Annotated in this window: 20 protein-coding genes; 12 read left to right on the top strand and 8 right to left on the bottom strand. The window is 70.1% G+C overall.

All coding sequences use genetic code 11. From position 1 onward, the window contains the following. The 6 genes from OHA98_RS16450 to OHA98_RS16425 are packed head-to-tail and all read right to left on the bottom strand — an operon-like array spanning position 1 to position 5248. Positions 1-1845: an NADH-quinone oxidoreductase subunit L gene (locus OHA98_RS16450; protein WP_266926486.1), complete on the bottom strand. Its 1845-nt coding sequence runs from the start codon at positions 1843-1845 to the stop codon at positions 1-3. After that, entirely contained in the window at positions 1842-2147 is a 306-nt protein-coding gene (gene nuoK, locus OHA98_RS16445; RefSeq protein ID WP_266926485.1) for an NADH-quinone oxidoreductase subunit NuoK, read from the bottom strand. The genes OHA98_RS16450 and nuoK overlap by 4 nt, the downstream gene beginning before the upstream one ends. Then, positions 2144-2707 (bottom strand): NADH-quinone oxidoreductase subunit J, encoded by a 564-nt coding sequence (locus OHA98_RS16440; protein ID WP_266926483.1) that lies wholly within the window; start codon positions 2705-2707, stop codon positions 2144-2146. The genes nuoK and OHA98_RS16440 overlap by 4 nt, the downstream gene beginning before the upstream one ends. Before the next feature lie 12 nt (positions 2708-2719). After that, a complete protein-coding gene (locus OHA98_RS16435; protein WP_266926481.1) occupies positions 2720-3652 on the bottom strand; it encodes an NADH-quinone oxidoreductase subunit H in 933 nt (310 codons plus the stop codon). Beyond that, positions 3645-4907: a hypothetical protein gene (locus OHA98_RS16430; RefSeq protein WP_266926479.1), complete on the bottom strand. Its 1263-nt coding sequence runs from the start codon at positions 4905-4907 to the stop codon at positions 3645-3647. The genes OHA98_RS16435 and OHA98_RS16430 overlap by 8 nt, the downstream gene beginning before the upstream one ends. Then, on the bottom strand, positions 4898-5248 hold the full coding sequence (locus tag OHA98_RS16425) for an NADH-quinone oxidoreductase subunit A (RefSeq protein WP_266926477.1): 351 nt from the start codon (positions 5246-5248) through the stop codon (positions 4898-4900). The genes OHA98_RS16430 and OHA98_RS16425 overlap by 10 nt, the downstream gene beginning before the upstream one ends. Positions 5249-5458: 210 nt before the next feature. Here OHA98_RS16425 and OHA98_RS16420 point away from each other — a divergent pair, with 210 nt between their 5' ends. Together OHA98_RS16420 and OHA98_RS16415 are read left to right on the top strand one after the other, a co-directional pair. Then, entirely contained in the window at positions 5459-5656 is a 198-nt protein-coding gene (locus OHA98_RS16420) for a hypothetical protein (RefSeq protein ID WP_266926475.1), read from the top strand. A 44-nt stretch (positions 5657-5700) separates the two neighbouring features. Then, positions 5701-6432 carry an SDR family NAD(P)-dependent oxidoreductase gene (locus OHA98_RS16415; RefSeq protein WP_266926474.1) on the top strand — a complete coding sequence of 244 codons (732 nt, stop codon included), beginning with the start codon at positions 5701-5703 and terminating at the stop codon, positions 6430-6432. 264 nt (positions 6433-6696) lie between these two features. Here OHA98_RS16415 and OHA98_RS16410 read toward each other — a convergent pair whose 3' ends face one another. Together OHA98_RS16410 and OHA98_RS16405 are read right to left on the bottom strand one after the other, a co-directional pair. Continuing rightward, positions 6697-7557 (bottom strand): alkaline phosphatase family protein, encoded by an 861-nt coding sequence (locus tag OHA98_RS16410; RefSeq protein ID WP_323179564.1) that lies wholly within the window; start codon positions 7555-7557, stop codon positions 6697-6699. Between the two features lie 46 nt (positions 7558-7603). Then, positions 7604-9721, bottom strand: coding sequence for an alpha-galactosidase (locus OHA98_RS16405; protein ID WP_266926472.1), 2118 nt, complete (start codon positions 9719-9721; stop codon positions 7604-7606). Positions 9722-9876: 155 nt separating this feature from the next. Between OHA98_RS16405 and OHA98_RS16400 the strand changes: the two genes are divergently transcribed. From OHA98_RS16400 to OHA98_RS16355, 10 genes are all read left to right on the top strand, one after another. After that, positions 9877-11034: an ROK family transcriptional regulator gene (locus OHA98_RS16400; RefSeq protein ID WP_266926471.1), complete on the top strand. Its 1158-nt coding sequence runs from the start codon at positions 9877-9879 to the stop codon at positions 11032-11034. 142 nt (positions 11035-11176) lie between these two features. Beyond that, on the top strand, positions 11177-12448 hold the full coding sequence (locus OHA98_RS16395) for an ABC transporter substrate-binding protein (RefSeq protein ID WP_266926469.1): 1272 nt from the start codon (positions 11177-11179) through the stop codon (positions 12446-12448). Then, positions 12448-13437, top strand: a complete 990-nt coding sequence (locus OHA98_RS16390) for a carbohydrate ABC transporter permease (protein ID WP_266926467.1) — start codon at positions 12448-12450, stop codon at positions 13435-13437. The genes OHA98_RS16395 and OHA98_RS16390 overlap by 1 nt, the downstream gene beginning before the upstream one ends. 5 nt (positions 13438-13442) lie before the next feature. Then, positions 13443-14288 carry a carbohydrate ABC transporter permease gene (locus OHA98_RS16385; RefSeq protein ID WP_266926465.1) on the top strand — a complete coding sequence of 282 codons (846 nt, stop codon included), beginning with the start codon at positions 13443-13445 and terminating at the stop codon, positions 14286-14288. An 80-nt stretch (positions 14289-14368) separates the two neighbouring features. Further along, entirely contained in the window at positions 14369-16333 is a 1965-nt protein-coding gene (locus tag OHA98_RS16380; protein ID WP_266926463.1) for a glycoside hydrolase family 5 protein, read from the top strand. Positions 16334-16376: 43 nt separating this feature from the next. Continuing rightward, positions 16377-18131: a beta-galactosidase gene (locus tag OHA98_RS16375; protein WP_266926461.1), complete on the top strand. Its 1755-nt coding sequence runs from the start codon at positions 16377-16379 to the stop codon at positions 18129-18131. 73 nt (positions 18132-18204) lie between these two features. Next, positions 18205-21246, top strand: coding sequence for a glycoside hydrolase family 38 C-terminal domain-containing protein (locus OHA98_RS16370; protein ID WP_266926460.1), 3042 nt, complete (start codon positions 18205-18207; stop codon positions 21244-21246). Between the two features lie 148 nt (positions 21247-21394). Continuing rightward, positions 21395-22063 carry an HAD family phosphatase gene (locus OHA98_RS16365; RefSeq protein WP_266926458.1) on the top strand — a complete coding sequence of 223 codons (669 nt, stop codon included), beginning with the start codon at positions 21395-21397 and terminating at the stop codon, positions 22061-22063. A gap of 35 nt (positions 22064-22098) precedes the next feature. Next, the gene (locus tag OHA98_RS16360) at positions 22099-22239 is read left to right on the top strand and encodes a hypothetical protein (RefSeq protein ID WP_266926456.1); all 141 of its coding nucleotides are present in this window, start codon (positions 22099-22101) and stop codon (positions 22237-22239) included. A 445-nt stretch (positions 22240-22684) separates the two neighbouring features. After that, positions 22685-23569 (top strand): ABC transporter substrate-binding protein, encoded by an 885-nt coding sequence (locus OHA98_RS16355; RefSeq protein ID WP_266926454.1) that lies wholly within the window; start codon positions 22685-22687, stop codon positions 23567-23569. Positions 23570-23575: the final 6 nt, after the last annotated feature.

Here is a 23575-nt window from a genome sequence, read left to right as displayed (position 1 = left end):
TCACCTCACGAGGACGACGACGACGGCAAGGACGGTGAAGGCCGCGACGGCCTGAGCGAGGTACTGGTGCAATTGCCCGGTCTGCGGGCGGCGCGCCAGCCGCCCCAGCGCCCTGCCCGTGGCGGCGACCCCTTCGGCCGCGCCGTCCACCGCTGTTTCCACCCTCCGGTCGACCGCGTCGGCGAAGCGCAGGGTGCCGCGCGCGAGGTCGTCGACCCCGCGGTCGAGAACCCGGTCGTCGAAGGCGGCGAGTGCCTCGGCGAGGCGTCGCACCGGGCGTACGAGCAGGGTGTGGGCCGCTGCTTCCAGGCCCAGCCAGTCCGGCGCCCGTCGCGCGGCGCGCTGCGGCACGGGGCTGCGGCGATCCCCCCATGCCCACACCGCGGCGGATGTCACGAGGGAGATCAGGCCACTGAGAACGAACTCCCAGGCATGCGGAGCCGCTTCCCCCTCTGCGCCGAGAGTGCGGGTCAGGGCTTCGCGTACCGGGGGCAGCACGAGGAGGGACAGGGTCATCGCGGCGAACGCCAGGGCGGCGAGAGGGATGCTCGTGGTGGTGGGGAGCGGGACGGAGCGGCCGACCGGCGACGGTGCGGGCTGCCATACGTACCAGAGCGCCTTGATGCTGTAGACGGCCGAGACGACGGCTGCCGCGAGAGCCGCCGCGCAGAGTGCGGGACCCGCTTCGAGCACTCCGGCGAGGAGCACGTCCTTCGCGGCCCACAGGGAGAACGGTGGTACGCCGGCCAGGGCGAGCGCGGCCACCGTGAACGCGGCGCCGGCGACGGGCTCGCGGCGGGCAGCCCCGCGCAGTTCCGGCAGGCTCTTGGTGCCGAGCCGGGTGAGCCAGAATCCGGTGACGAGGAAGGCGAGGCTCTTCGCGGCCGCGTGGGCGATCAGCTGGAGGGTGCCGCCGACGGTCGATCCGACGCCTGCCGCGAGCACCATGAATCCGATCTGTGCGCAACTCGACGCGGCGAGCAGTTGTTTGAGGTCTCGCTGTGCGACGGCGACGAGCCCGAGGGCCAGGGCGGTGACGGCTCCGGTCCAGGCCACGACGTCGTCGCCCCAGCCTGACGCGGTGAGCAGCGGTTCCATCCTGATCAGGAGGTAGGCCCCGGCGACGACCATCGTGGCGGAGTGCAGCAGCGCGGAGACGGGGCTGGGGCCCTGCATCGCTTTGGACAGCCAGAAGCTGAAGGGCAGTTGGGCCGACTTGCCCGCGGCCGCCACGATCACTCCGGCGGCCAGCAGGTGGAGCCAGGGGCCCGTCACCCCGGGAAGCGCGTCGAGTGCCAGGCCCTGTCCTCCGGCCAGGGCCGCGCCGGCGGCGAGGTAGAGACCGAGGTCGGCCGCGCGGGTGGTGAGGAACGCCGTACCGGCCGCTGCCACGCGGACCGGGTCGTTCCACCAGTAGCCGATCAGGGCCCAGGAGGCCGCCCCCATGACCTCCCAGCCCATCAGCAGGGCGGGCAGGGTGGTGGCGGTGACGGTGACGAGCATCGCCCCGCCGAAGATCAGCATGAGGCCGAAGAACCGGCTTCGTGCCTGCTCGGGTCCGATGTCCGCGACGCTGAAGAGCAGCACCGCCGCGGTCACCGCCGTGACGGTCACCACCATCAGCCCGGACAGCCCGTCCACGGCCAGGCCGAAGCCCGCTCCCTCCAGCAACGGAACCGTGACGGAGGGCTGTTGGAAGGCGGCGAGCACGGCCAGGCCGAGGCCGACGGCGGCTGCCGCGACCGCGATGCCCGGGGCCGGGCGGTCGGTGGGGCGACCGCCGATGGCCAGCAGCGTGCCCGCGGCCAGTGGGACTGCGGCCAGCGCCCACAGCAGGGCGCTCACCCCTTCAACTCCGCTGCTTCGTCCGTCATGTCGACCTCCCGGGCGCGGAAGAGTGCCGTGACGATGGCGAAGCCGATGGCCATCTCCACGGCCATGACGGTGACGGCGAGCACGATCAGCACCTGTCCGTCCGTCGAGGCGGGCGCCACGTAGTGCCAGAGGGCCGCGGCTGCGAGGATGATCCCGCCCAGCATGAGTTCGAGCCCCATCATCAGCATGACGATGGACTGCTGGGTCAACGCCCCGAACAGTCCGACGCTGAACAGCGCCACCGCCACCACCAGGAACAGTTCCAACGTCATCGGCCGATCCCTCCTCGTACGGGATCATCGGCGTGCCGGGCACGCAGGTCGTCGCCGAGCCGGTCGTAGCGCCCGCGGCGGGTGGAGAGCACCACGGTGGCGACGATGGTGGTGAACAGCGCGAACCCGAGTGTCATCATGGTGAGCATGTGCGGCCCCATCAGCGACTGCCCCAGGGCCATGGTCGGGTCGCCGTCCGCTCTGCCGGCCCGCTCCGGCCAGGGGGCAAGAACGATGCCGACGACCAGAAGCACGAAGACGCCCGCGCAGAGAGCGGCCCCGCCTCGCTTGTTGTGCAGCATGGACATCGGCATCAGACCGGCCGGGTTCATCATGAACATCACCATGAAGACGGCCATGATGGCCATCTCGATGGTCATCATCAGCACGATGACGACCCCGAGGTAGTCGAGCCCGAGCAGGATGGCCAAGCCCCCCACACACAGCAGTGACAGCAGCAGCGAGTATGTCGCCCGGGCCATGGAATCGAACCGGAACACCATGCCCCCGGCTGCCACGGCGAGCACACCGAGCGTCCAGAAGATGACGTCGTCGAGCATCTGTGGCTTCCCCTAGCGATCGAGTACGACGACGGCGGCGAACAGTGCCTGCAGCAGCGTCAGCGGGACGAGCACCATCCAGACGAACTCCATGTAGCGGTCCATGCGCAGCACGGGCACCAGACGCCGTCCCCCGATGAGCAGGACCAGCACGGCAGCCGTCTTCAGCAGGGTCCAGGCCCAGGGAGGCAACAGCGGCCCCTGACCGCCGCCGAGGAACAACGGCACGCTGAACGATGCCGTGACGACCAGCAGCAGCCACCGGCCGCCCAGCAGAAGCAGCCGGTCCGCGCCGCTGTACTCCACGACCGCACCGCCCGCGGCGTCACGCCCCACCGGATGGCCGAACGGTCCCCAGAACGCCATGGCCAGGGCACTGAGCAGATAGACGAGGAACGCGGCCGGCATCCACACCACGAACCACAGGCCCTGCTGGGCCGCCACCACGTCGCCGACCCGCAGCGACTCCGCCCCGAGCGCGGCAGTGGTCAGCGCGAACATGTGCGGCAGCTCGTACGCCAGCCCCTGCGCGAGGAACCGGTAGCCGCCGATCAGCGACAGCGCCGAGTTCGGCCCCCAGCCGGCGAGCCAGATCGCCGCCCATGCGAGCGCCTCCATGGCGTTGAACCACACGATGCCGGCGACCGGATCGGTCACCGCACGGAACCCCCACGGCAGGACCGCCGCAGCAAGCACGGCGGCGACCGGCACCAGTCCGATACCGACCCGCCCGAGCACGATGTCCGCCACGTCGGTACGACGACGCTGTTGGCCCAGGAGCCGGAGCGCCTCGCCGAGCGGTGCCGGCAGGTCGCGCAGGGCCGCGGCAGGGCCGCGTCGGGATGCGGCGGTGACGGCGGCGTCCAGTCCAGCGGCGGCGACGGCCGCCGCGACCAGCGCGAAGGGCATCAGGACGACACCCCACAGCGGCGCCGTATCAGCCATGGGCGACTCCCGCGTACACGAGCTCGTCGAGATCCGGGTCCAGGCTTGCCACGATCAGCCGGGCACAGGCGTATTCCGCCCCCCGGAGGAGGACGGGAAGGACGTCGAGCAGAGCCTGCGACGGAGGCGTTGCACCGCCGATCCGTCCACGGGGCCCCTCCGCCCCGTCCGTTGCCAGGGGCCGGGTGTCGTTCATGCCGCCCAGCGCTCGCTCGATCTCATCGAGCCACACACACAGACGCGCGTGCACATCACCGTCCGCGGCAAGCGCCGGACCGGTGATACCCAAGTCCCGCGCCCGCGCGGCGGGCAGCTCACCGAGGCCGGCCGTCAGCCGTCGGAGGGTGCGCGATGCCCGGATCCGCCGCGTCAACCGCCGTACACTCCTTGCCACTTCCCCGGGGGCGACGTCCGCCAGGACCGCGTCCCGCAGACGGCGCGCCCGCGCCGCAGGGTCCGGCCACCCCGCGACGGCCAGGAAACGCCCGAGACTGTCCAGATGCGCAGCGCAACGCCGCCGATCAGCAGCCCCGCACGGCACCGTCTCGCCGCCCGCAGCAAGCAGCCACGGCGCGCTCCAGAACGGACACCGGTGCACGGCAACCCCGGTGCCCGGCGACCGCACCTCGGCCTCCTGGACCACGTCGCCCTGTAGCGCCACACCGATGACCAGTCCCGCCGGCCAGTCCGGAAGCGCCGGCCCCAGGTTCAGGTACAGCCGGTCCAGCCTCAAACCATCGCGGTCGTCCGCCCGTTCCGCGATCGGCAGACCGGCGACAACGCCACCATGATGGCCCGCATGCCCGTAGTGGCCCCCGTGACCGCTGTGACCGGCGTGACTGGACTGATCACCATCCGCGCCGTGATCCGGTGCCCCTTCATGGCCCGTGTGCCCTGCATGAGGTTCACCGGGCGCCGCCGCACCCACGGGACCCATTTCCGGTGCCGCCCGGACCAGAAGCTCGCTCACCTCATCCAGGGCACCAGGACCGTTCACGGCGTCGGCCACCACCGCGTACGCCTTCGGCTGCGGCACACAGCGCCATGTCTCCCCCAGCCACGCGAGCTGATCGCCACCCGGGTCTCCTGCCACCACCAGGGCAGACGCGCCGGCCGGCCCGTCTGCCGACGGCCAACCCCGGCTTCGCAGCTCGGCCTCCACGGCCAACCGCTCCGCCGTGGCGCCGGGAAGGGTTACCAGAAACACAGGAGGGCGCCTCGCGACGAACCTGCGCAGGGCGCGGCTCAGGTCCATCGCAGTGCTCCCTCGCGCCAGGCGTAGGTGACGGCGGCGAAGAGGATTCCGAGGAAGACGAACATCTCGATGACCGCAGGAGCACCCATCTCGCTCACCACCCTGACCCAGGGGTACATGAACAGCATCTCCATGTCGAAGGCCAGAAAGATCATCGTGATCGGGTACCACCGGACGTGGAAGCGGGAGAAGGCGTGCTGGTCCGGTTCGAGGCCCCCGGCGAAGGGGGCTGAGGGCACCGTTTCAGCCTTGGCCGCCAGCAGGGAGTTCAGCCCGTAGAGCCCGACGGCCCCTGTGACGACCAGCCCGAGAAGTACCAGTACCGGCTCCCAGACACTCATCTGCGCCACCATATGCAGCTTGATCACTTTTCACCCGAAAAGACACGAACGCTCAGCAACCCATGCGAGTTGCCCGCGGGGCCGCCCCACCGTCAACACCGCCGCCGAGCCGGACAACGCACCGCTCCCCGGGACCGTCGTGGACGAGTGGTTCCGCAGCCGCGCCTGACGTGCGTCCCGCGTACGGAGACCCGGCCGCGAGAAGGGGCCTTGACCCAGGTCCGGGGCAGTCAGCGCCTTTCGCCGGTGATGGCCTCCGTCGCCCGGGAGGGCGCTCGCGCGCAGGGTGCGGCAGGCGGCATGGCCGACCGGCACCCTTCCCGCCACAGCCCGGCGATGCTCGCCCTGCCGCAGGTATGCGCGGTGCAGCTCTTGCCGACCATCGTTCTCAGCCGCGACGGCACGTAGGATGATCGATCATATATCTGGAGCGATGCCCCCGGGAGAGAACCATGCACCAGCCTGTCACTGTGGTCACCGGCGGTAGCCGAGGCATCGGTGCCGCGATCTGCGAACGTCTCGCCGCCGATGGCCATGACATCGTCGTGGGGTACCGCTCGGACGACTCGTCCGCCGAGACCGTCGCTTCCGCGGTCCGTGCCGCGGGACGCCGATGTCTGACCGTCCGGCTGAGTACGGCGGACGAGAACGATGTCGACCGGCTCTTCGATCTGGCTGCGCAGCACCTGGGGGTCGTGACCGGCCTGGTCAACAATGCCGGAATCAGCGGCCCCAACGGGCGGCTGGCCGACGCGGACGCGGAAGGGATGCGCCAGGCTCTGGAAGTCAATGTGCTGGGCTATCTCCTGTGCGCGCGTCGCGCGGTGCGGGACATGTCCCGCACCGGCGGTGGCGCGATCGTCAACATCTCCTCGGCCGCTGCCACGATCGGCAGCCCCGGTCAGTACGTGCACTACGCCGCGGCGAAGGCGGCGGTCGACGCGATGACCGTGGGGCTGTCCAAGGAAGTCGCCACGGACGGCATTCGCGTCAACTGCGTCGCACCCGGCACCATCTGGACGGAGTTCCACGCCGATCCCGAGCGGCCCGCAAAGGTGGCCGCCAACATTCCGATGGGCCGGGCGGGACGGCCCGAGGAGATCGCCGGCGCCGTCTCCTGGCTCCTGTCCGATGACGCCGCCTACGCCACGGGCGCGACCCTGCGTGTCGCCGGCGGCATGTAAGGGCTGTCCCGTAATCCCTGGCGGATCAGCGCGCGGCGTCGGATGCGGTGCACCGCAAGGCGGAGGGACGCCCGCATACCGGATGTATGCGGGCGTTCCGGCAACGCGGCGAGGTGCCGTAGCTGTCGCCGCGCGCCCGCCAGGGATTACGGGACAGCCCTTGGGCGACGATCCGCCCCTCCCCGGGGCCTGCGACTCGGAAACAGGCGGCACGTCGGCCGACTGCCGCGCCCGGGTCCCGCCGCCCGTGGTCTCCTGCCGACGTCAGGCGATCTGCGCAGCGATGGTGTGGAAGGGCCGTCCGTCGAGCGTCCAGTGCGGGTCGGGCGTGATGCCCAGGGCGGCGTAGACGTGGGCGGCGACATCGGCGTGGCGGAGGCTGTCCGGTGCGGTGGAGGGGGCGATGCCGGGACCGGCCGCGGCGATCCAGGCGGTGCGCTCCAGTGCGCTGCGCCCTCCGTGGCCGCCTTCGTCGCGGTGCCCGTGGTCGGTCACCGCGACAATGGTCCACTCCTCGCAACGGGCGTCGGGACGTTCGCGTACGGCGGTGAGGAGTTGTCCGAGCCGTCGGTCGGCGGCCTCGATCGCGCTCCGGTACCCGGAACCGCAGCCGAGGTAGTGGGCGGTCTCGTCGACGGCGCCGAGGTAGACGAAGGACGCGTCCAGGTCTTCGCCGGAGCCGAGAACCCGTACCGCTTCGTCGGTCACGCTCTGGTCGCACTCCTCCCAGGCCTGCGGGGTGTCCTCGCGCGGGGCGATGTAGGCGAGCCTGCTCGGGGCCGCGAAGACCGGGCCGCCCTGGCGGGCCAGGAACAGGGGTTCCCAACCGCCGGCCGCGAAGGTGCGCCGCCCGTGATCGGCGGCCAGCCGGGTGGTGAAGTCGGGGAACACCCCGATCCGGTTTCCGCTGAAGTTGTTGCCCCAGACCCCGTGCTTGGCCACGCCGGCACCGGTGACGATCGTGGTCCAGCAGGGGCCCGACATGGTCGGTGTGTCGTCGTCGATGTGGACGGGCGCGAGGAAGCCGGAGTCCGCGAGTTCGTCGAGGTGGGGAGTGTCCAGCAAGGGCAGGAGGTCGAGGCGGACGCCGTCGATGCCGACGACCAGAACACGGGGTGTGGGCATGTTCTCGGTTCCTTCATGATTCGGATGTGGAAGGGGAGACGGAGCGTCAGACGGTCCGGCGCAGCCGGATCAGGCGGCTGGCGTAGTCGCCGGCGGGCAGCCGCAGGTCGATCCCCCGCCCGGTCAGGACGGTGCCGCTGTGAACGATGTCCTCGTCGATGTCGAGGTAGTCGGCCGCGGGGTCCAGGGCCGGCAGGGCGAGCCGGGGGGCCGGGTGACCGAAGCGGGTCGCCGGGCGCCAGGCAAGGATGGCGTGTTCGGTGTCGTCCTGGGACGAGTAGTGCACGGCTGCCACTCCGCCGGGACCGTGGAGGCGGTGCTGGCGGCCGTGCTGGACCAGGGGGCGGATCCGCTTGTAGCTGTCGACGAGCGCGGTGGCCTCGTCGAGCTCCTCCTCGGACCAGGCGGTGAGGTCCCCGCCGAGGCCGAGCGCTCCGGCCATGGCGACATGGAAGCGGAACCGGAGGGGCGTGGTGCGGCCGGTGGCGACGTTGGGGTTGTCGGTCACCCAGGCGGCCATGGCCTGGGCGGGGAAGAGCTGGCTGAAGCCGTGCTGGATGCCGATCCGGTCGACGGGGTCGGTGTTGTCGGATGTCCAGGCCTGGTCGGTGCGGGCAAGGATGCCGAGGTCGGCCCGTCCGCCGCCGCCCGCGCATGCCTCGATCCGAAGGCCGGGGTGATCGGCGCGGAGGCGGTCCATGATCCGGTAGACGGCGCGGGTGTGGTCGATCCACAGCCGGTCGGGGTCCGGACAGCCGGCCCAGCCGGCTTCGGTGACCACCCGGTTGGCGTCCCACTTGAGCCAGTCGATGTCGTGGTCGCGCACCAACCGGTCCAGGGTCCGATGGGCCCAGGCCTCGACTTCGGGGCGGGCGAAGTTCAGCATGAGCTGGTTGCGCTGTTCGGTGGCTTCCCGGGTCACCGCGTGGACCACCCAGTCGGGATGTGCACGGTAGAGGTCGCTGTCGCGGTTGACCATCTCCGGCTCGACCCACAGTCCGAACGCCATGCCCAGGCGGTGCACTTCGTCGGCCAGCGGGCGCAGCCCGTCGGGGAACGCCTCGGGCCGGGGTGTCCAGTCGCCGAGGCCCGCCCGGTCGCTGGTCCGGCCGCCGAACCAGCCGTCGTCGAGGACGAAGAGTTCGGCTCCCAGACGTGCGGCCAGCCGGGCCAGGCGCAGCTGGCCGGGCTGGCCGACGTCGAAGCCGGTGGCTTCCCACGAGTTGTAGACGACGGGCCGGTCGCGGTCGGGATCGGGCAGGACGGTGGTGCGGATATGGGTGTGCCAGGCCCGGCTGGCGGCGCCGAAGCCGTCGCGGACGTAGAGGCCGGCGAAGACGGGCGTGTGCAGGCTCTGTCCGGGCCGCAGGGTCCAGCTGAGTCCTTCGTGGCCGAAGCCGCCGGTCCAGGTGGTCCGGCCGACCGGGTCGCGGTGCACGGTGATGCGCCAACTTCCGCTCCAGGCAAGGGCGGTGCTCCAGACCTCGCCGTGTTCCTCGTCGGCGGTGCCGTCGTCGAGGGCGAGCCAGGGGCTGGCGTGGTGGCTGGTGACACCACGGCGGCTGGTGAGCACGGTCTCGGCGACCGGGAGGCGGTCACGGTTCAGCTGGAACTCGCTGTTCCAGCCGCCCACAAGGTGGCTGAGCCGGTAGTCGGGCAGTGCCGGCAGCGTCCAGGAGGCCGAGTCCAGCCGTTCGACGGCGATCGGGCCCGAGTCGTCGGCTCCGGTGTGGGTGAGTTCCGCCCAGCGCTCGATGACGTCACTGCCGGGGCGGACGCGATAGCACAGCACCGCGGCCAACGGGTAGCTCCGGTCGGCCAGATGGAGGCGGAGCTCTCCGTCCCGGACCGTGTGACCGGTAAAGGTCCACTGGGCGCCGCGGGTGCCGTCGGCGAACCGTACCTGGAGTCCGGCCGGCCCGAACCGCGCACCGGTCTGCGGAGCCAGTTCGTCCGGCGCGGGGTCCGACTCGAAGCTGCTCGCGGCGGGTGAGGCGGCCGCGAGCAGCTCGGCGAGGGAGTCGGCGTCGGTCTTTGCCCCCCAGTGCAGATGCCGGGGGCTGCCGTCCGCACCGATACGCACGGCGTAGACGCTGTTCCGGGTGTGGAGGACCGCCAGCCCGCGGGCGGCGTCGAAGGAAACGGATGAGGGCGTGGGAGGCACGGATGATCCCGAGGGGTGTCGAGCGTCGGTGAGGACCGGACGGCCGGGCATGGCGAACAACGGGGGAAGTGCCCGGAGTTGGGCCAGAGCGTAGGACCACCCTGGCGGGAAAATCAATACTGGACGAAGTTATTTATTTGCTTTAGGTTGCCGTCGTGTTTCCAAACCACTCGCGGCCACTGGTGAGCGCACCGGCCGAAACTGCCATCCTCGCCCTGCTGTTGGCCGAGAGCCCGCTCAGCCGGGTGGAGCTGGCCCGCCGGACGGGTCTGTCCTCGACCGCCGTTACCAAGGCCGCGCGACCACTCATCGACGACGGCTACCTGCACGAGCTCCCCCCGGAGCGCACCGCTCCAGGGGCCGGGCGCCCCGTGAACCCGCTGGCCGTCACTCCCGACCGGGAGTTCTTCGTCGGTGTGAAGATCAGTGCCGACACCCTCTTCGGCGCGGTCTGCGACCTGCGGGCGAACATGCGCACCACCGCCAGTCGGCCATTGGGCGACCGCGACCCGGCCGCCGTGTGTGAGCTGCTGGCCGACCTCGTCACCGAACTTCTCGACGTGAAACCCGAGTACCGGGCCCGCACTCGGCACCTGGGCATCGCGGTCTCCGGCGACGTGGACCGCCCCTGCGGGCGTGTCCGCTACTCCGTGCTCCCCAGCTGGCGCGACGTGCCGCTGGCCGAGACCGTCGCCGCGGCGACCGGCCTGACCGTCACCGTGGAGAACGACGTCAAGGCCATCACCGCCGCCGAGCACTGGTTCGGCGAGGGCATCGGTACCGAGTACTTCGCACTGGTCACCATCGGAGCGGGGATCGGCTCCGGGATCGTCATCAACGGTGAGCTGGTCGCCGGCGCGTACGGCGTCGCCGGCGAGATGGGGCACATCAGCATCGACCCGGCCGGGCCGCGGTGCCACTGCGGCCAGGTCGGTTGCGTCGAGGCCATCGCCTCCACCGACGCCGTCCTCACGGCCATCCGCCGCGCCACCGATCGCCCTGACCTGGACTTCGACGGCGCGGTTCAGCTAGCCCGTGGTGGAGACCCCACCGCACAGGGCGCCTTCGCGAGGGCGGGCCACGCCATCGGCGTCGGCATCGCCACGCTGGTGAACCTCGTGGGTCCCGAGCGCGTCGTCGTCACCGGCGAGGGTCTCGACACCTTCGACCTCTTCGGAATGCACATCAGGGACGCCTACGCCGCGCACTGCTTCAAAGCAGCGGCGAAATGCCCGCTGACTCTGCGTCCCCTCCCCTGGGAGGAGTGGGCACGCGGCGCCGCCGTCGTCGGCATCCAGTCCCTCTTCCCCTGACCGATCGTCACTATGCCGTTCGCCACCCCGTGTTGCCGGCACAGCCGATGTCCATCACCGTCTGCCAACTGTGAATGCCGGACACCGGCTGGGCCTGTCACCAACACGTACGCCCAACCCTCTCTCAACCCGAAGGATCGAAGTGAGCGCACAGAAGGCCAAGCTTAGCCGCAGAGGATTCCTCGGGGGATCCATTCTGTTCGTCGCCGGAGCGGCTGTCGGCTGCAGTACCGACCCGACCGGCGGTAACTCCGCCGGGGCGAAGACCACCCTGAACGTCTGGTCCCACGCCTACGGCGAGGCCGGCACCCAGCAGGCCCTCACGCGTTACGCAGCCGCGTTCACCAAGGCCAACCCGGACATCGCGGTCAAGGTCACCTGGACCCCGGGCGACTACCGCAGCAAGCTCAACGCGACCCTGCTCACCGACTCCGCCCCGGACGTCTTCGAGATAGGCGACTTCAGTGAGAGCCTCGCCCGGCGCGGCCAGATAGCCGCGCTGGACGACATCTACGGCAGCGCCAAGTCCGACTTCAACCCGGGCGCCCGCGAGATGGTGACCGTCGACGGCAAGCTCTACGGCGTCAAGACGCTCGACGACGTCATGATGCTCTACTTCCGCAAGAGCGTGCTGTCCAAGGCCGGCATCACCCCGCCCGACAGCTTCGACGCGCTCGCCGACGCGGCCAGGGCCCTGACCTCCAAGAAGACCAAGGGCCTGTTCCTCGGCCAGGACGGCCTCGGCGACAGCGCCATCCTGGCCGTGTTCTCCAACGGCGGCGACCTCGTCACCGACGGCAGGGCGGCCTTCGGCTCCCCCCAGGCCGCCGAGGCCGTGGCCGGGCTCAAGCGCCTTCACGACGACCGGTCCCTGCTGCTCGGTTTCACCACCGACTGGTGGGATCCCGCCGCCCTCACCCAGAACGTCGTCCCGATGCAGTGGGGCGGCCTCTGGTCGATGCCCGCCGTCAAGGCCGCGCTCGGCGACGACTTCGGCGTCCTGCCCTGGCCCGCCTTCAAGACCGGCGGCAAGCCTGCGGTGCGCGTCGGCGGCTGGAGCACCTGCGTCAACGCCAAGGGCAAGAACGTGGACGCGGCCAAGAAGTTCGTCCAGTGGCTCTGGATCGAACAGACCGACCTCCAGACGGACTGGTCGCAGAACTACGGCCTCCACATCCCGCCGCGCACGTCCGTCGCCGCCTCCGCCGACAAGCTCACCCAGGGGCCCGCCAAGGAGACCGTCGAGCTGGCCGCCAGGTACGGCAGGAACAACCCCAGCACCTGGAACAGCGCCGTGAGCTCCCTCTTCACCGCGGCCGCGGCGAAGGTGGTCAGCGGACAGGGCGATGCCGCCGAGCTCCTGGCCGACGCGGCCAAGAAGGCCCAGAGCGAGATAGACAAGCAGCGCGCGTGATGACGTCCACACCTGTGCCCACGCTTGACCATGAGCGTGTCGGGCGCCCCGCGGCCGAGCCGCGGGGCACCGCCCCCATCCGTCCCTCCCGCCCGGACCGGCGTGCCTGGGGAGCGTTCGCGCTGCTCGCCGGACCCCTGCTGATCGGCCTGGGCCTCTTCAAGTACGTCGCCATCGGCTGGAGCTTTCTGCTCAGCCTCAGTGAGGCCCGCGGCACCATCGCCCTGGGACACTGGGTCGGCCTGGACAACTACCAGACGCTGCTCTCCGATGCGGTGTTCCGCAAGTCGCTCGTCCAGATCCTGCTGTTCACGGTGTTCATCGTGCCGGTGACGTTCGCCGCCTCGCTGGGGCTGGCGCTGCTGGTGCACCGAATCCGGCGCGGCCGGGCCGTGCTGCGCACCGCCTTCCTGATCCCGGCCGCCGTCTCCTACGTGGCAGCCGCCCTGCTGTGGAAGATGTGTCTGTTCAACGGGCTGCCGGGCGGCATCGCCAACACGATCGGCGGATGGTTCGGCATGGATGCCGTTCCATGGCTGCAGACCACCTCACCGCCGCTGTACTGGGTCGTGCTCGTCACGCTCCGCCTCTGGCTCCAGGTCGGCTTCTACATGGTGCTGTTCCTGGCCGGGCTCCAGGCCATCCCCAAGGAGGTGTACGAGGCCGCCGCCCTCGACGGCGCCACCGGCCTGCGCCTGTTGCGCAGGATCACCCTTCCCATGCTGCGCAACACCTCGGTGGCCGTCCTGATGCTGCAGTTCATCGCCGCCTTCCAGGCGTTCGACGAGTTCTACAACCTGTTCAACAGCGGGCTGTCCGGGTCGGCCGCGGCCCCGGTCCGAACCCCTCTGGGCTACCTCTACGACACCGCGATGGGCGCCCAGAACTACGGCCTCGGGTCGGCAGGAGCCTTCGTGCTCACCGCCCTCATCGTCGGTGTGACCCTGCTCCAGGGCCGGCTCACCGGCTTCGGCAAGGGTGAGGAGTGAGCGACATGACCGCTACCCGACAACTGCCGAAGATCATGCGCCGGTCCGTGCGCGGGGTGCTGGCCGGCCTGCTGACTGCTGTGTTCCTGGCGCCCTTCTACCTGATGCTGCGCAACGCGCTGATGGATACGCAGGGTCTGACGTCACCGCACTGGACCTGGTGGCCGTCGACGATGCGCTGGGAGAACTTCACCTCGCTCTTCAGCGATCCCACCCTGCACATGGGCCAGGCCCTCGGCAACTCGTTGCTCATCGCCGCGATCACCGCCCCGGTGTCGACGCTCCTCGCCTCGGCCGCCGGGTACGCCCTCGCACGGATCCCGGTACCCGGACGCGGTGTGCTGCTCGCCCTGGTGGTGGCCACGCTGATGATCCCCGGCTCGGTGACGTTCGTCCCCACCTTTGTCGTCGTGGGCTCCATGGGCGGGGTCAACACGCTGTGGGGAATCATCGCACCCGGGCTGTTCAACCCCTTCGCCGTCCTGCTCTTCCGCAACTTCTATCTCCAGTTCCCCAGCGAGATCGAGGAGGCCGGACGCCTGGACGGGCTCGGCTGGCTCGGCCTCTACCGCCGCATCGCGTTGCCGTCGTCCGGAGCGATGCTCGCCTCGCTCGGCGCGCTCGCCTTCATCGACAGCTGGAACGCCTTCCTGTGGCCGCTGGTCATCGGTCAGGACCCGTCCACATGGACGGCCCAGATCGCCCTGTCGACATTCCTCACCTCACAGACCATCAACCTGCCCGGACTGTTCGCCGGGGCCGTCGTGACCATCGCCCCACTGGTGGCCATGTTCCTGGTCGCCCAGCGCTACATCGTCGAAGGCATCGCCACCAGCGGTCTCAAGGGCTGAGCCGCACCTGACTCCGGACCACCGGTCCGGGCCGCTCCATCCGAAGGTCCAACCCCGACCCCACCCTTGGAGGGACATTCATGAGATCCGCCAGGCCGGCTCCCGCCGTCAGGACATTCTTCTCCCGAATCCTGCCTGCGACGGCAGCAACGATCACCCTCCTTCTCGCGGGAACCTCCGGTTCTGTCGCAGCGCCTCCCGCCGCCGCCCCCACCCCCACCGTCGTTCCCCTGACCGGACCGCAGTTGGCGGCCTCGTGGACCGCTCCGCTGAGCACCCGCGGGCGGTACATCGTCGACGCCAACGGCAACCGCTTCAAGCTGAAGGCCGGCAACTGGGCCGGAGCCCAGGGCACATGGGAGGGCAGCGGCGACATCAACGACCCCGCGAACCACCAGGCGGACCAGATGTCGCACAACCTCCCGCTGGGACTGGACCGCGCGCCGATCGCGCAGATCACGGCCGACTTCCACGCGCTCGGGCTGAACACCATCCGGCTGCCGTTCGCCAACGCGATGATGCGCGACACCACGGTGGTGCCGGACTCCGCGGTCGCGGCCAACCCGCAGCTGAAGGGCAAGACCCCGCTGCAGGTGTTCGACGCGGTGGTGGCGGCCCTGACCGCCGACGGATTCGCGGTCATCCTCAACAACCACACCACCACCTACCGCTTCTGCTGCGGTCTGGACGGCAACGAACGATGGAACAGCGGCCAGTCCGCCGAGCAGTGGCACGAGGACTGGGTCTCCCTGGTGAACCGCTACAAGGGGAACCAGCGGGTGGTCGGCGCCGACCTGCGCAACGAGATCCGGCGTGACACCTGGCACGACCCGAACTGGGGCTGGGGCGACGAGCGCGACGTCTACGCGGCCTTCGAACTGGCGGGCACCCGCATCCTGAAGGCCAACCCCGACATGCTCGTCATCATGGAGGGCATCAACTGGTACGGCATCCCGGTGGACGGTCTCGACTACGGCAGGCCGATGCTGACCCCGGTCCGTGAGCTCTCCAACACCCTGACCACTTCGGGGAAACTGGTGTACGCCGCGCACTTCTACGGGTACACCGGGCCGAACTACACGGGCGCGGACAGCGGCCCCGGCCACACCAACGACTGGCCGTACGAGGACTTCCCGCTCGACAAGCTGAAGCAACTGGTGCACGAGGAGGCCCTGTTCGTCACCCAGTCCGGGCAGCACTTCACCGCCCCCGTCTGGATCAGTGAGTTCGGTGCCGGCGGACGCGGGTCCACCGACACCAAGGAGCAGACCTGGTTCGGCAATTTCACCGACATCCTGGTCGAGAACGACACCGACTTCGCCATCTGGCCACTGGTCGGCTGGACCGGCGCCGACGGCGCACCGCAGGACACCTGGGCCCTGACCTCCTACGACACCGCGGGCAAACGACAGAGCCTCGGCGACCCCGGTGACTGGCGGACCGCCGACTGGAACAAACTGGTCAACGCGCGGGGCGTCACCGGCCCGGTCGCCCAGGTCGACCACTGGAACATGCTCAACCTCGACTTCCGGGACCACAACGCCTCCTCCCGGATGCTCGCCCAGGGCGACTGGAGCCCCGGCTACCGCAAGGGCAACTGCCCCGACAGCCAGCGTCTGACCGGTCTCGGACGCAGCGACAAGCGCGGTCTGTGCACCGACGCGAACCAGCCCGCCAAGGGGGGCGCCGACTGGGTGGCCGTCCATGACGACCGCTACGTCACCCACGGCGACTGGGCCGAGGGCTACAACAAGCTCCAGTGCCCCGACAACACCTTCGCCGTCGGCTACAGCGTCAGCGGCAACGCCATGGCCGGGCTGCTCTGCGCTCCTTCCGCCTCGCCGCTGCCGCAGAGCGGCCGCAACGTCTGGTTCGACAAGGGCGACAACCGCCCCGCCACGGGCGGGTCGGTCGGCAGCGACTGGGCCCCCGGCCACTACAAGGGGCAGTGCACCGACCAGGAGTACATCGCCGGTGTCGCCTTCACCTGGAAGTGGAACCACGGCGGCGTACCCGACGCGCTGCTCTGCCGTCCGCTGAACTGACCCGCCCCACCCATCAGTCCCCTCAGCAAGGAGCACCACGGCCATGCCACGACTCGAGGTTGCCGCAGACGGCTTCCGTCTCGACGACCGACCGCTGCGGATCATCTCCGGCGGGCTGCACTACTTCCGGATCCATCCGGAGCAGTGGGCCGACCGGCTCCGCAAGGCACGCCTGATGGGGCTGAACACGATCGAGACCTACGTCCCCTGGAACCTCCACTCACCCCGTCCGGGTGAGTTCCGGCTGGACGGAGGTCTCGATCTCCGCCGGTTCCTCGATCTGGCCGCCGCCGAGGACCTGCACGTACTGCTCCGCCCCGGCCCCTACATCTGCGCCGAATGGGAGGGCGGTGGCCTGCCCAGCTGGCTGCTCACCGACGAGGACATCGAACTGCGCAGCCGCGACCCGCGCTACCTGAAGGCGGTGGACGACTACCTCGGAGCCCTGTTGCCGCCCCTCCTCCCTCACCTCTCCACGCGTGGCGGCCCGGTCCTCGCCGTGCAACTGGAGAACGAGTACGGCGCGTACGGCGACGACTCCGGCTACCTGGAGGATCTGGCGGAGCTGCTGCACCGGCACGGAGTCGACGTACCGCTGTTCACCTGCGACCAGCCCGCCGACCTGGAGCGTGGCGGCCTCGACGGCGTCCTGCGTACCGTCAATCTCGGCAGCCGGGTGGACGCCGGGCTCGCGGCACTGCGTACACAGCAGCCGTCCGGGCCGCTGATGTGCAGCGAGTTCTGGATCGGCTGGTTCGACCGCTGGGGCGGAACCCATGTCACCCGCGGCACGGCCGACGCCGCGGCGGACCTCGACCGGCTGCTCGCGGCCGGTGCCTCGGTCAACATCTACATGTTCCACGGCGGCACCAACTTCGGTTTCACCAACGGCGCCAACGACAAGGGCACGTACCGCGCCACCGCCACGTCGTACGACTACGACGCGCCCCTGGACGAGGCCGGCGACCCCGCCCCCAAATACGCCGCCTTCCGCGAGGTCATCGCCCGGTACGCGCCCGTCCCCGAGGAACCGGTACCCGCGCCCGCGCCCAAGCTCTCCCCGACCACCGCCGAACTCACCGCATGCGCAGGTCTTCTGGACCAGCGCGAGCGGCTCGGCGGCGCCGTGCGCGCCGACCGCCCGCAGAGCATGGAACAGCTCGGTCAGTCCTTCGGATTCGTCCTGTACGAGACGTCGCTCCCGGCGGCGGGGCCGACCGTCCTGCGCATCGCCGAGGTGCACGACCGTGCCCAGGTCTTCGTCGACGGCCAGCCGGTCGGAGTCCTGGAACGTGAGAACCATGAGCACAGCCTCGCCTTCCACGCCCCCCGGTTCGGCGCGCGGTTGGCCGTGCTGGTGGAGAACCAGGGCCGGGTCAACTACGGGCAGGGCATGCACGACCGCAAGGGACTGCTCGGCGAGGTCTCCGTCAACGCGACCTCCCTGGAGGGCTGGTACAGCAGGCCGCTGCCCCTCGACGATCCGGGCCTGCTGTCCTTCACCGCATTCGATCCCGCCTCGCCCCCGGTCGGCCCCGCGTTCCACCGCGGACACCTGGACATCGAGCAGCCGGCCGACGGTTTCATCGCCCTGGACGGCTGGACCAAGGGCCACGTCTGGATCAATGGCTTCGCGCTCGGCCGGTACTGGTCCCGCGGACCGCAGACCACCCTCTACGTCCCCGCACCGATCCTGAAGGCCGGCCGGAACGAGATCACGGTCCTCGAACTGCACAGCTCCACCACCCGCACGGTGGAGCTGCGGGGCACCCCCGCTCTCGGTCCCGTCGAGGACTGAGGTCCGTGGCACCGGTCGGTACACCTCGGCCGGTGGACCGACCGGCCGCACCGACCCGACGACGGAGGAATCCATGCACAGCAAGCGGCGCCTCACCGAACAGCGGCTCGACCGGGTGCTGAACCAGCGCATCCGGCCCGCGGTCCACGCGCGTACCGTCCCGGTCGAGATCGCGGTCTGGAACGTGCCGGGCGAACCGGTCCCCGTGTCCGACGGCCTGGCCGCACCGTACGAACCCGTGGCGCTCGGGCACCGGTGGGGGCCGCCCTGGTCCACGAGCTGGTTCAGGATCAGCGGCAGGGTTCCGGAGGAGTGGGCCGGCCTGCGGGTCGAGGCGGTCATCGACCTCGGCTTCGACGCCACCGGCGCGGGCTTCTCCGCCGAGGGCCTGGTCCACCGGGCGGACGGCAGCGTGGTGAAAGCCCTCAACCCCCGCAACGCCTGTATTCCGGTCGCCGATCCGGCGGTCGGCGGGGAGGATTTCACCTACTACGTCGAGGCCGCCGCCAATCCCAACCTGGTCGATGACCACGTCCCGTCCCGGACCGGGGACCGGCCCTCCTGGCTGACGGGAGCCGCATCCGAGAGCGCACCCCAGTACCGGCTGCTCCGGCTGGAGCTGGCGGTCCTCGACACGCAGGTGTCGGAACTCGTGCACGACCTGGACGTCCTCGGGGGGCTCATGCGCGAACTGCCCGAGGCCGAGCCGCGCCGCTGGCAGCTCCTGCACACCATCGAGCGGGCTCTGGACGCGGTCGACCTGCAGGACATCGGCGGCAGCGCCCCCGCCGCCCGCGAGGTGCTGCGCCCGGCGTTCGCCGCCCCCGCGGCCTCCGGCGCCCACCGGATGTCCGCCGTCGGACACGCCCACATCGACACCGCCTGGCTGTGGCCGCTTCGTGAGACCGTCCGCAAGGTCGCCAGGACCCTCTCCAACGTCACCCATCTCATGGACGACCACCCGGGGTTCCTCTTCGCCATGTCCCAGGCCCAGCAATTGGCCTGGCTCAAGGAGCACCGCCCCGAGGTCTACAGCCGGGTGCGGGAGAAGGCGGACAAGGGCCAGTTCCTCCCCGTCGGCAGTCTGTGGGTGGAACCCGACACCAACATCACCGGCGGCGAGTCCCTCGCCCGGCAGCTGATCCACGGAAAGCGCTTCTACCTCGACGAGTTCGGCGTCGAGACCGAGGAGATGTGGCTGCCCGACACCTTCGGCTACAACGCGGCCATGCCGCAGCTGATGAAACTGGCCGGGGTCCGGTGGTTCCTCACCCAGAAGATCTCCTGGAACACCACCAACAAGTTCCCGCACCACACCTTCTGGTGGGAGGGCATCGACGGCACCAGGATCTTCAGCCACTTCCCGCCGGTCGACACCTACAACGCCGAGATCACCGGCGCCGAACTCGCCCACGCCGTCGGCAATTTCCAGGACAGGGAGGCGGCCAACAGCTCGCTGCTCCCGTTCGGCTACGGTGACGGCGGCGGCGGCCCCACCCGGGAGATGCTGGCGCGGGCCGAGCGTCTCGGCGATCTGGAGGGCTCGGCCAGGGTCGTCATCGAGAGCCCCTCGGACTTCTTCGAGCGGGCACACGCCGAATACCCCGACGCGCCGGTGTGGCAGGGAGAGCTGTACCTGGAATTCCACCGCGGCACGCTGACCAGCCAGTTGAGGACCAAGCAGGGCAACCGGCGCAGTGAGCACATGCTGCGGGAAGCCGAGCTGTGGTCGGCGACCGCCGCCGTGCGCACCGGATTCGCGTACCCGTACCAGGCTCTGGACCGGTTGTGGAAGACGGTCCTGCTGCACCAGTTCCACGACATCCTGCCCGGCTCCTCCATCGCCTGGGTGCACCGGGAGGCGGAAGAGACCTATGCCGCCGTCACCGCCGAGCTGCGCACGATCACGGACGCCGCCCAGCGTGCCCTGGCCGGCGAGGGCGATCTGCCCGTGGTCTTCAACGCCGCTCCGTTCGCCCGCGACGGTGTCCCCGCCCTCGGCGCCACGATCCGGACCGGTGCGACGGGCCGGCCCGTCGCACCGGTCCCCTGCGGGGACGGTTTCGTGCTGGACAACGGCCTGGTACGAGTCCGGGTCGACGCCCGGGGCCTGGTGACCTCGGCGTACGACATCGCGGCCGGGCGCGAGGCACTGGCCCCGGGCGCCCCCGCCAACCTCCTCCAACTGCACCAGGACTTCCCCAACGAGTACGACGCCTGGGACATCGACGTGTTCTACCGCAACACCGTTCGCCATCTCCTCGACGCCGATTCGGTCGGGGCGGAGGAGGGCGGTGTCCGGATCGTGCGGACCTTCGGCGACTCCCGCGTCGAACAACTGGTCTCCGTTTCCGAAGGCTCCCGACGTCTGGACATCGACACCGAGATCGACTGGCACGAGAGGGAGAAGCTGCTCAAGGCCGCCTTCCCGCTCGATGTGCGGGCCGACCACTCCAGTGCGGAGATCCCCTTCGGACACGTCCGGCGTCCCACCCACACCAACACCAGCTGGGACGCGGCCAAGTTCGAGGTCTGCGCCCACCGCTTCCTGCATCTCGGCGAACGGGGGTGGGGCGCGGCCGTGGTCAACGATTCGACCTATGGGCACGAGATCACTCGGGACGTCCGTGCCGACGGCGGAACCACCACCACCCTCAGGCTCTCCCTGCTCCGCGCTCCCCGCTTCCCCGACCCGGATGCCGACCAGGGCCACCACCACCTGCGCTACGGATTCGTCATCGGCGCCGACATCGCCGACGCCGTCCGCGAGGGCTACACGTTCAACCAGCCGGAGCGGAGCCTCCCCGGCTCGGCCGGGGTCCAGCCGCTCGTCACCACGGACAACCGGGCCGTCGTCATCGAGACGGTCAAACTTGCCGACGATCGTTCCGGCGACATCGTCGTACGCCTCTACGAGGCCCACGGTGGACGTGCCCGAACCCTCCTGACCACCGCCTTCCCACTGGCGTCAGCGACCGGAACCGATCTCCTGGAGCGCGAACTCGACCCGCGTGAGTGCGTGGACGCCGTACAGGTGGTCGATCGAGGGGTGCGCCTGGCCCTCCGCCCGTTCCAGATCCTCACTCTCCGGCTGAGGCCCCTGACGGGTGCTTGAGCACCAGTGGTCTTCGTAACACCCCAGCTCAGGGGATGCGGTGGCCTTCAGGATTCGCGAGAGCCCTCAGTACCGGTGGCACCTTGGATCCCCGGGCCACCGGCCCGCAGGTGATCAGTCGCCCCACGCCCGAGAAGGTAGGACCGCCGTGCCCGCACTCCCCGCCGCCGTCCTGTTCGACATGGACGGCACACTGGTCGACACCGAGCGGCTCTGGCTCCAGGCCACCGCCGAACTCGCCGCCGGCCTCGGCCATACCCTCATCGAGGAGGACCTGCCCGAGGTGCTCGGGCGCGCCGTCGACCACACCGCAGACCATCTGCACCGCGTGACCCGGACCGGCCTCGCCGCGGCTGCCTTGGCCGAACTCCTCACCGACGCGTTCAGCAGCAAGGTGGCCGCCGAGGTCGTCCCCCGGCCCGGCGCACTGGCGCTCCTCGCCGAACTGCACGAAGCCGCCGTGCCGACCGCGCTGGTCTCGGCCTCCCCCCGCCGGGTAGTGGACCTTGTCCTCGGCCACCTCGGCCATGGCTTCTTCCACGTCACCCTCGCCGCCGAGGACACCGAACGCACCAAGCCCGACCCTGCTCCCTACCTGGCCGCCGCCGCTCGACTCGGGCTGGACCCTTCGGTCTGCGTGGCCGTCGAGGACACTCCGACCGGGGTCGCCTCCGCGCTCGCCGCCGGATGCTCGGTGGTGGCGGTTCCCTCGACCGTGCCGATCGCCGAGGCCGACCGGATCACCCTGCTGGACAGCCTCGAACAGGCCGACCTGGCACTGCTCTCCGCGCTGACCGTACCGATGCCGACGACGTAGACCGCCCCTTTCAGCCGCTGCCGAAGAGGTGGCTGGTGGAACGGACGTTCGCCTGGCTGATGCACTCACGCCGCCCGGTCCGCGACCACGAGGTCCGCACCGACACCTCCGAGGCGATGATCCGGTGGTCGATGAGCATGGTCATGAGCCGCCGGCTCGCCCGGCGAGCACCCTGAACATCCCCGGGCGTTCCTCGGCAGCCCCATCACCGACGGCGTCCGGCACCTCCGCCAAGAGACGACACGGCACCCCGTCTCTGCCACCGAGGCACCAGCACTATGCCTGACCAGCGAAAACGCATCCGTCACTATCGGAAGGACAACAGCTTCCCACGGCAGATGGCACACAGTCGGGACAGGGCGGTGAAGCACTTGTCACAGGGCGACATGGCGAGTGGGATGCGGCGGCCGTCGGCGATGGGCGGGTGAGGGACGTCGTCACCCTGGACGAGCAGGCACCGCCCACCCGCTCCGTGCACCGTCCATTGGCTCCAGCGCTTGGCCCGGGAGCGGACCGGACCCGTACAGATTTCGATGGTGAGGCATGAATAGCTTCATCATCTTCCATTCACCGTGTGCGACTGCCAGCATCGGCGCACCGCACCCGTGAGGGAGAAATCTGATGAATCATTCCCGTTCTCTGCGCTGTCTGGCAGCCCTGGCCGTGGTGGTCCTCTCGGCCACCGCCTGCGGGCGCTCCGGCCAGGGCGACGCCCCGTCCGGGGCCGAGTCGCAGGCCGCCTCCGGCCGGACCGCGGCCGAGCTTCTGCCGGCCGAGTACCGGCAGAAGGGTGTGCTCCGGGTAGCCACCGCGGTCGGCTATCCGCCGATGGAGATGTACGAGCCCGGCACCACCCGGCTCACCGGTGTCGACCCCGACCTGGCCAAGGCCATTGCCGGGCGGCTCAAGCTGAAGCTCGAACTCACCAACGCCGCCTTCGACGGGCTGATCCCGGGACTGGAGTCCGGACGGTTCGACCTGGTCATGTCGTCCATGACCGACAGCGCCCAGCGGCGCCAGGCGGTCGACTTCGTCGACTACTTCCGCACCGGCGGCGTCATCATGACGAAGCAGGGCAACCCGCAGGACATCAAGTCGCTCGCGGACCTCTGCGGAAAGACCGTCGTCCTCGCCAAGGGCAGCTCCAACCTCCACATCGGCGAGGAACAGAACGCCAAATGCCAGGAGAAGATGCGGATCTCGCAGAGCGAGGACGCACCGACCGGGCTGCTGCAACTGGACAGTGGGCGCGCGGTCGCGACCATCGTCGACTATCCCGTCGCCAAGATGTTCACGAAGAAGAGCAGCTCGTACGAGGTCCTGCCGGAGCAGTACGGCACCGCGCCCTGGGGCATCGCGTCCGCGAAGAGCCAGAGCGGACTGCGCGACGCCGTCCGCGAGGCCCTGCAGGAACTCATCGACAACGGCGGCTACAAGAAGATCCTCGACACCTGGGGAGTCGGCGACAGCGCCGTACCCGAGGCCACCGTCAACGACGGGCAGTGAGAACGG

Source organism: Streptomyces sp. NBC_00654 (assembly GCF_026341775.1).
Taxonomy (GTDB): Bacteria; Actinomycetota; Actinomycetes; order Streptomycetales; family Streptomycetaceae; genus Streptomyces.
The sequence above is the reverse complement of the archived record's forward strand: the minus strand, read 5'-3'. Positions and strand labels throughout refer to the sequence as shown.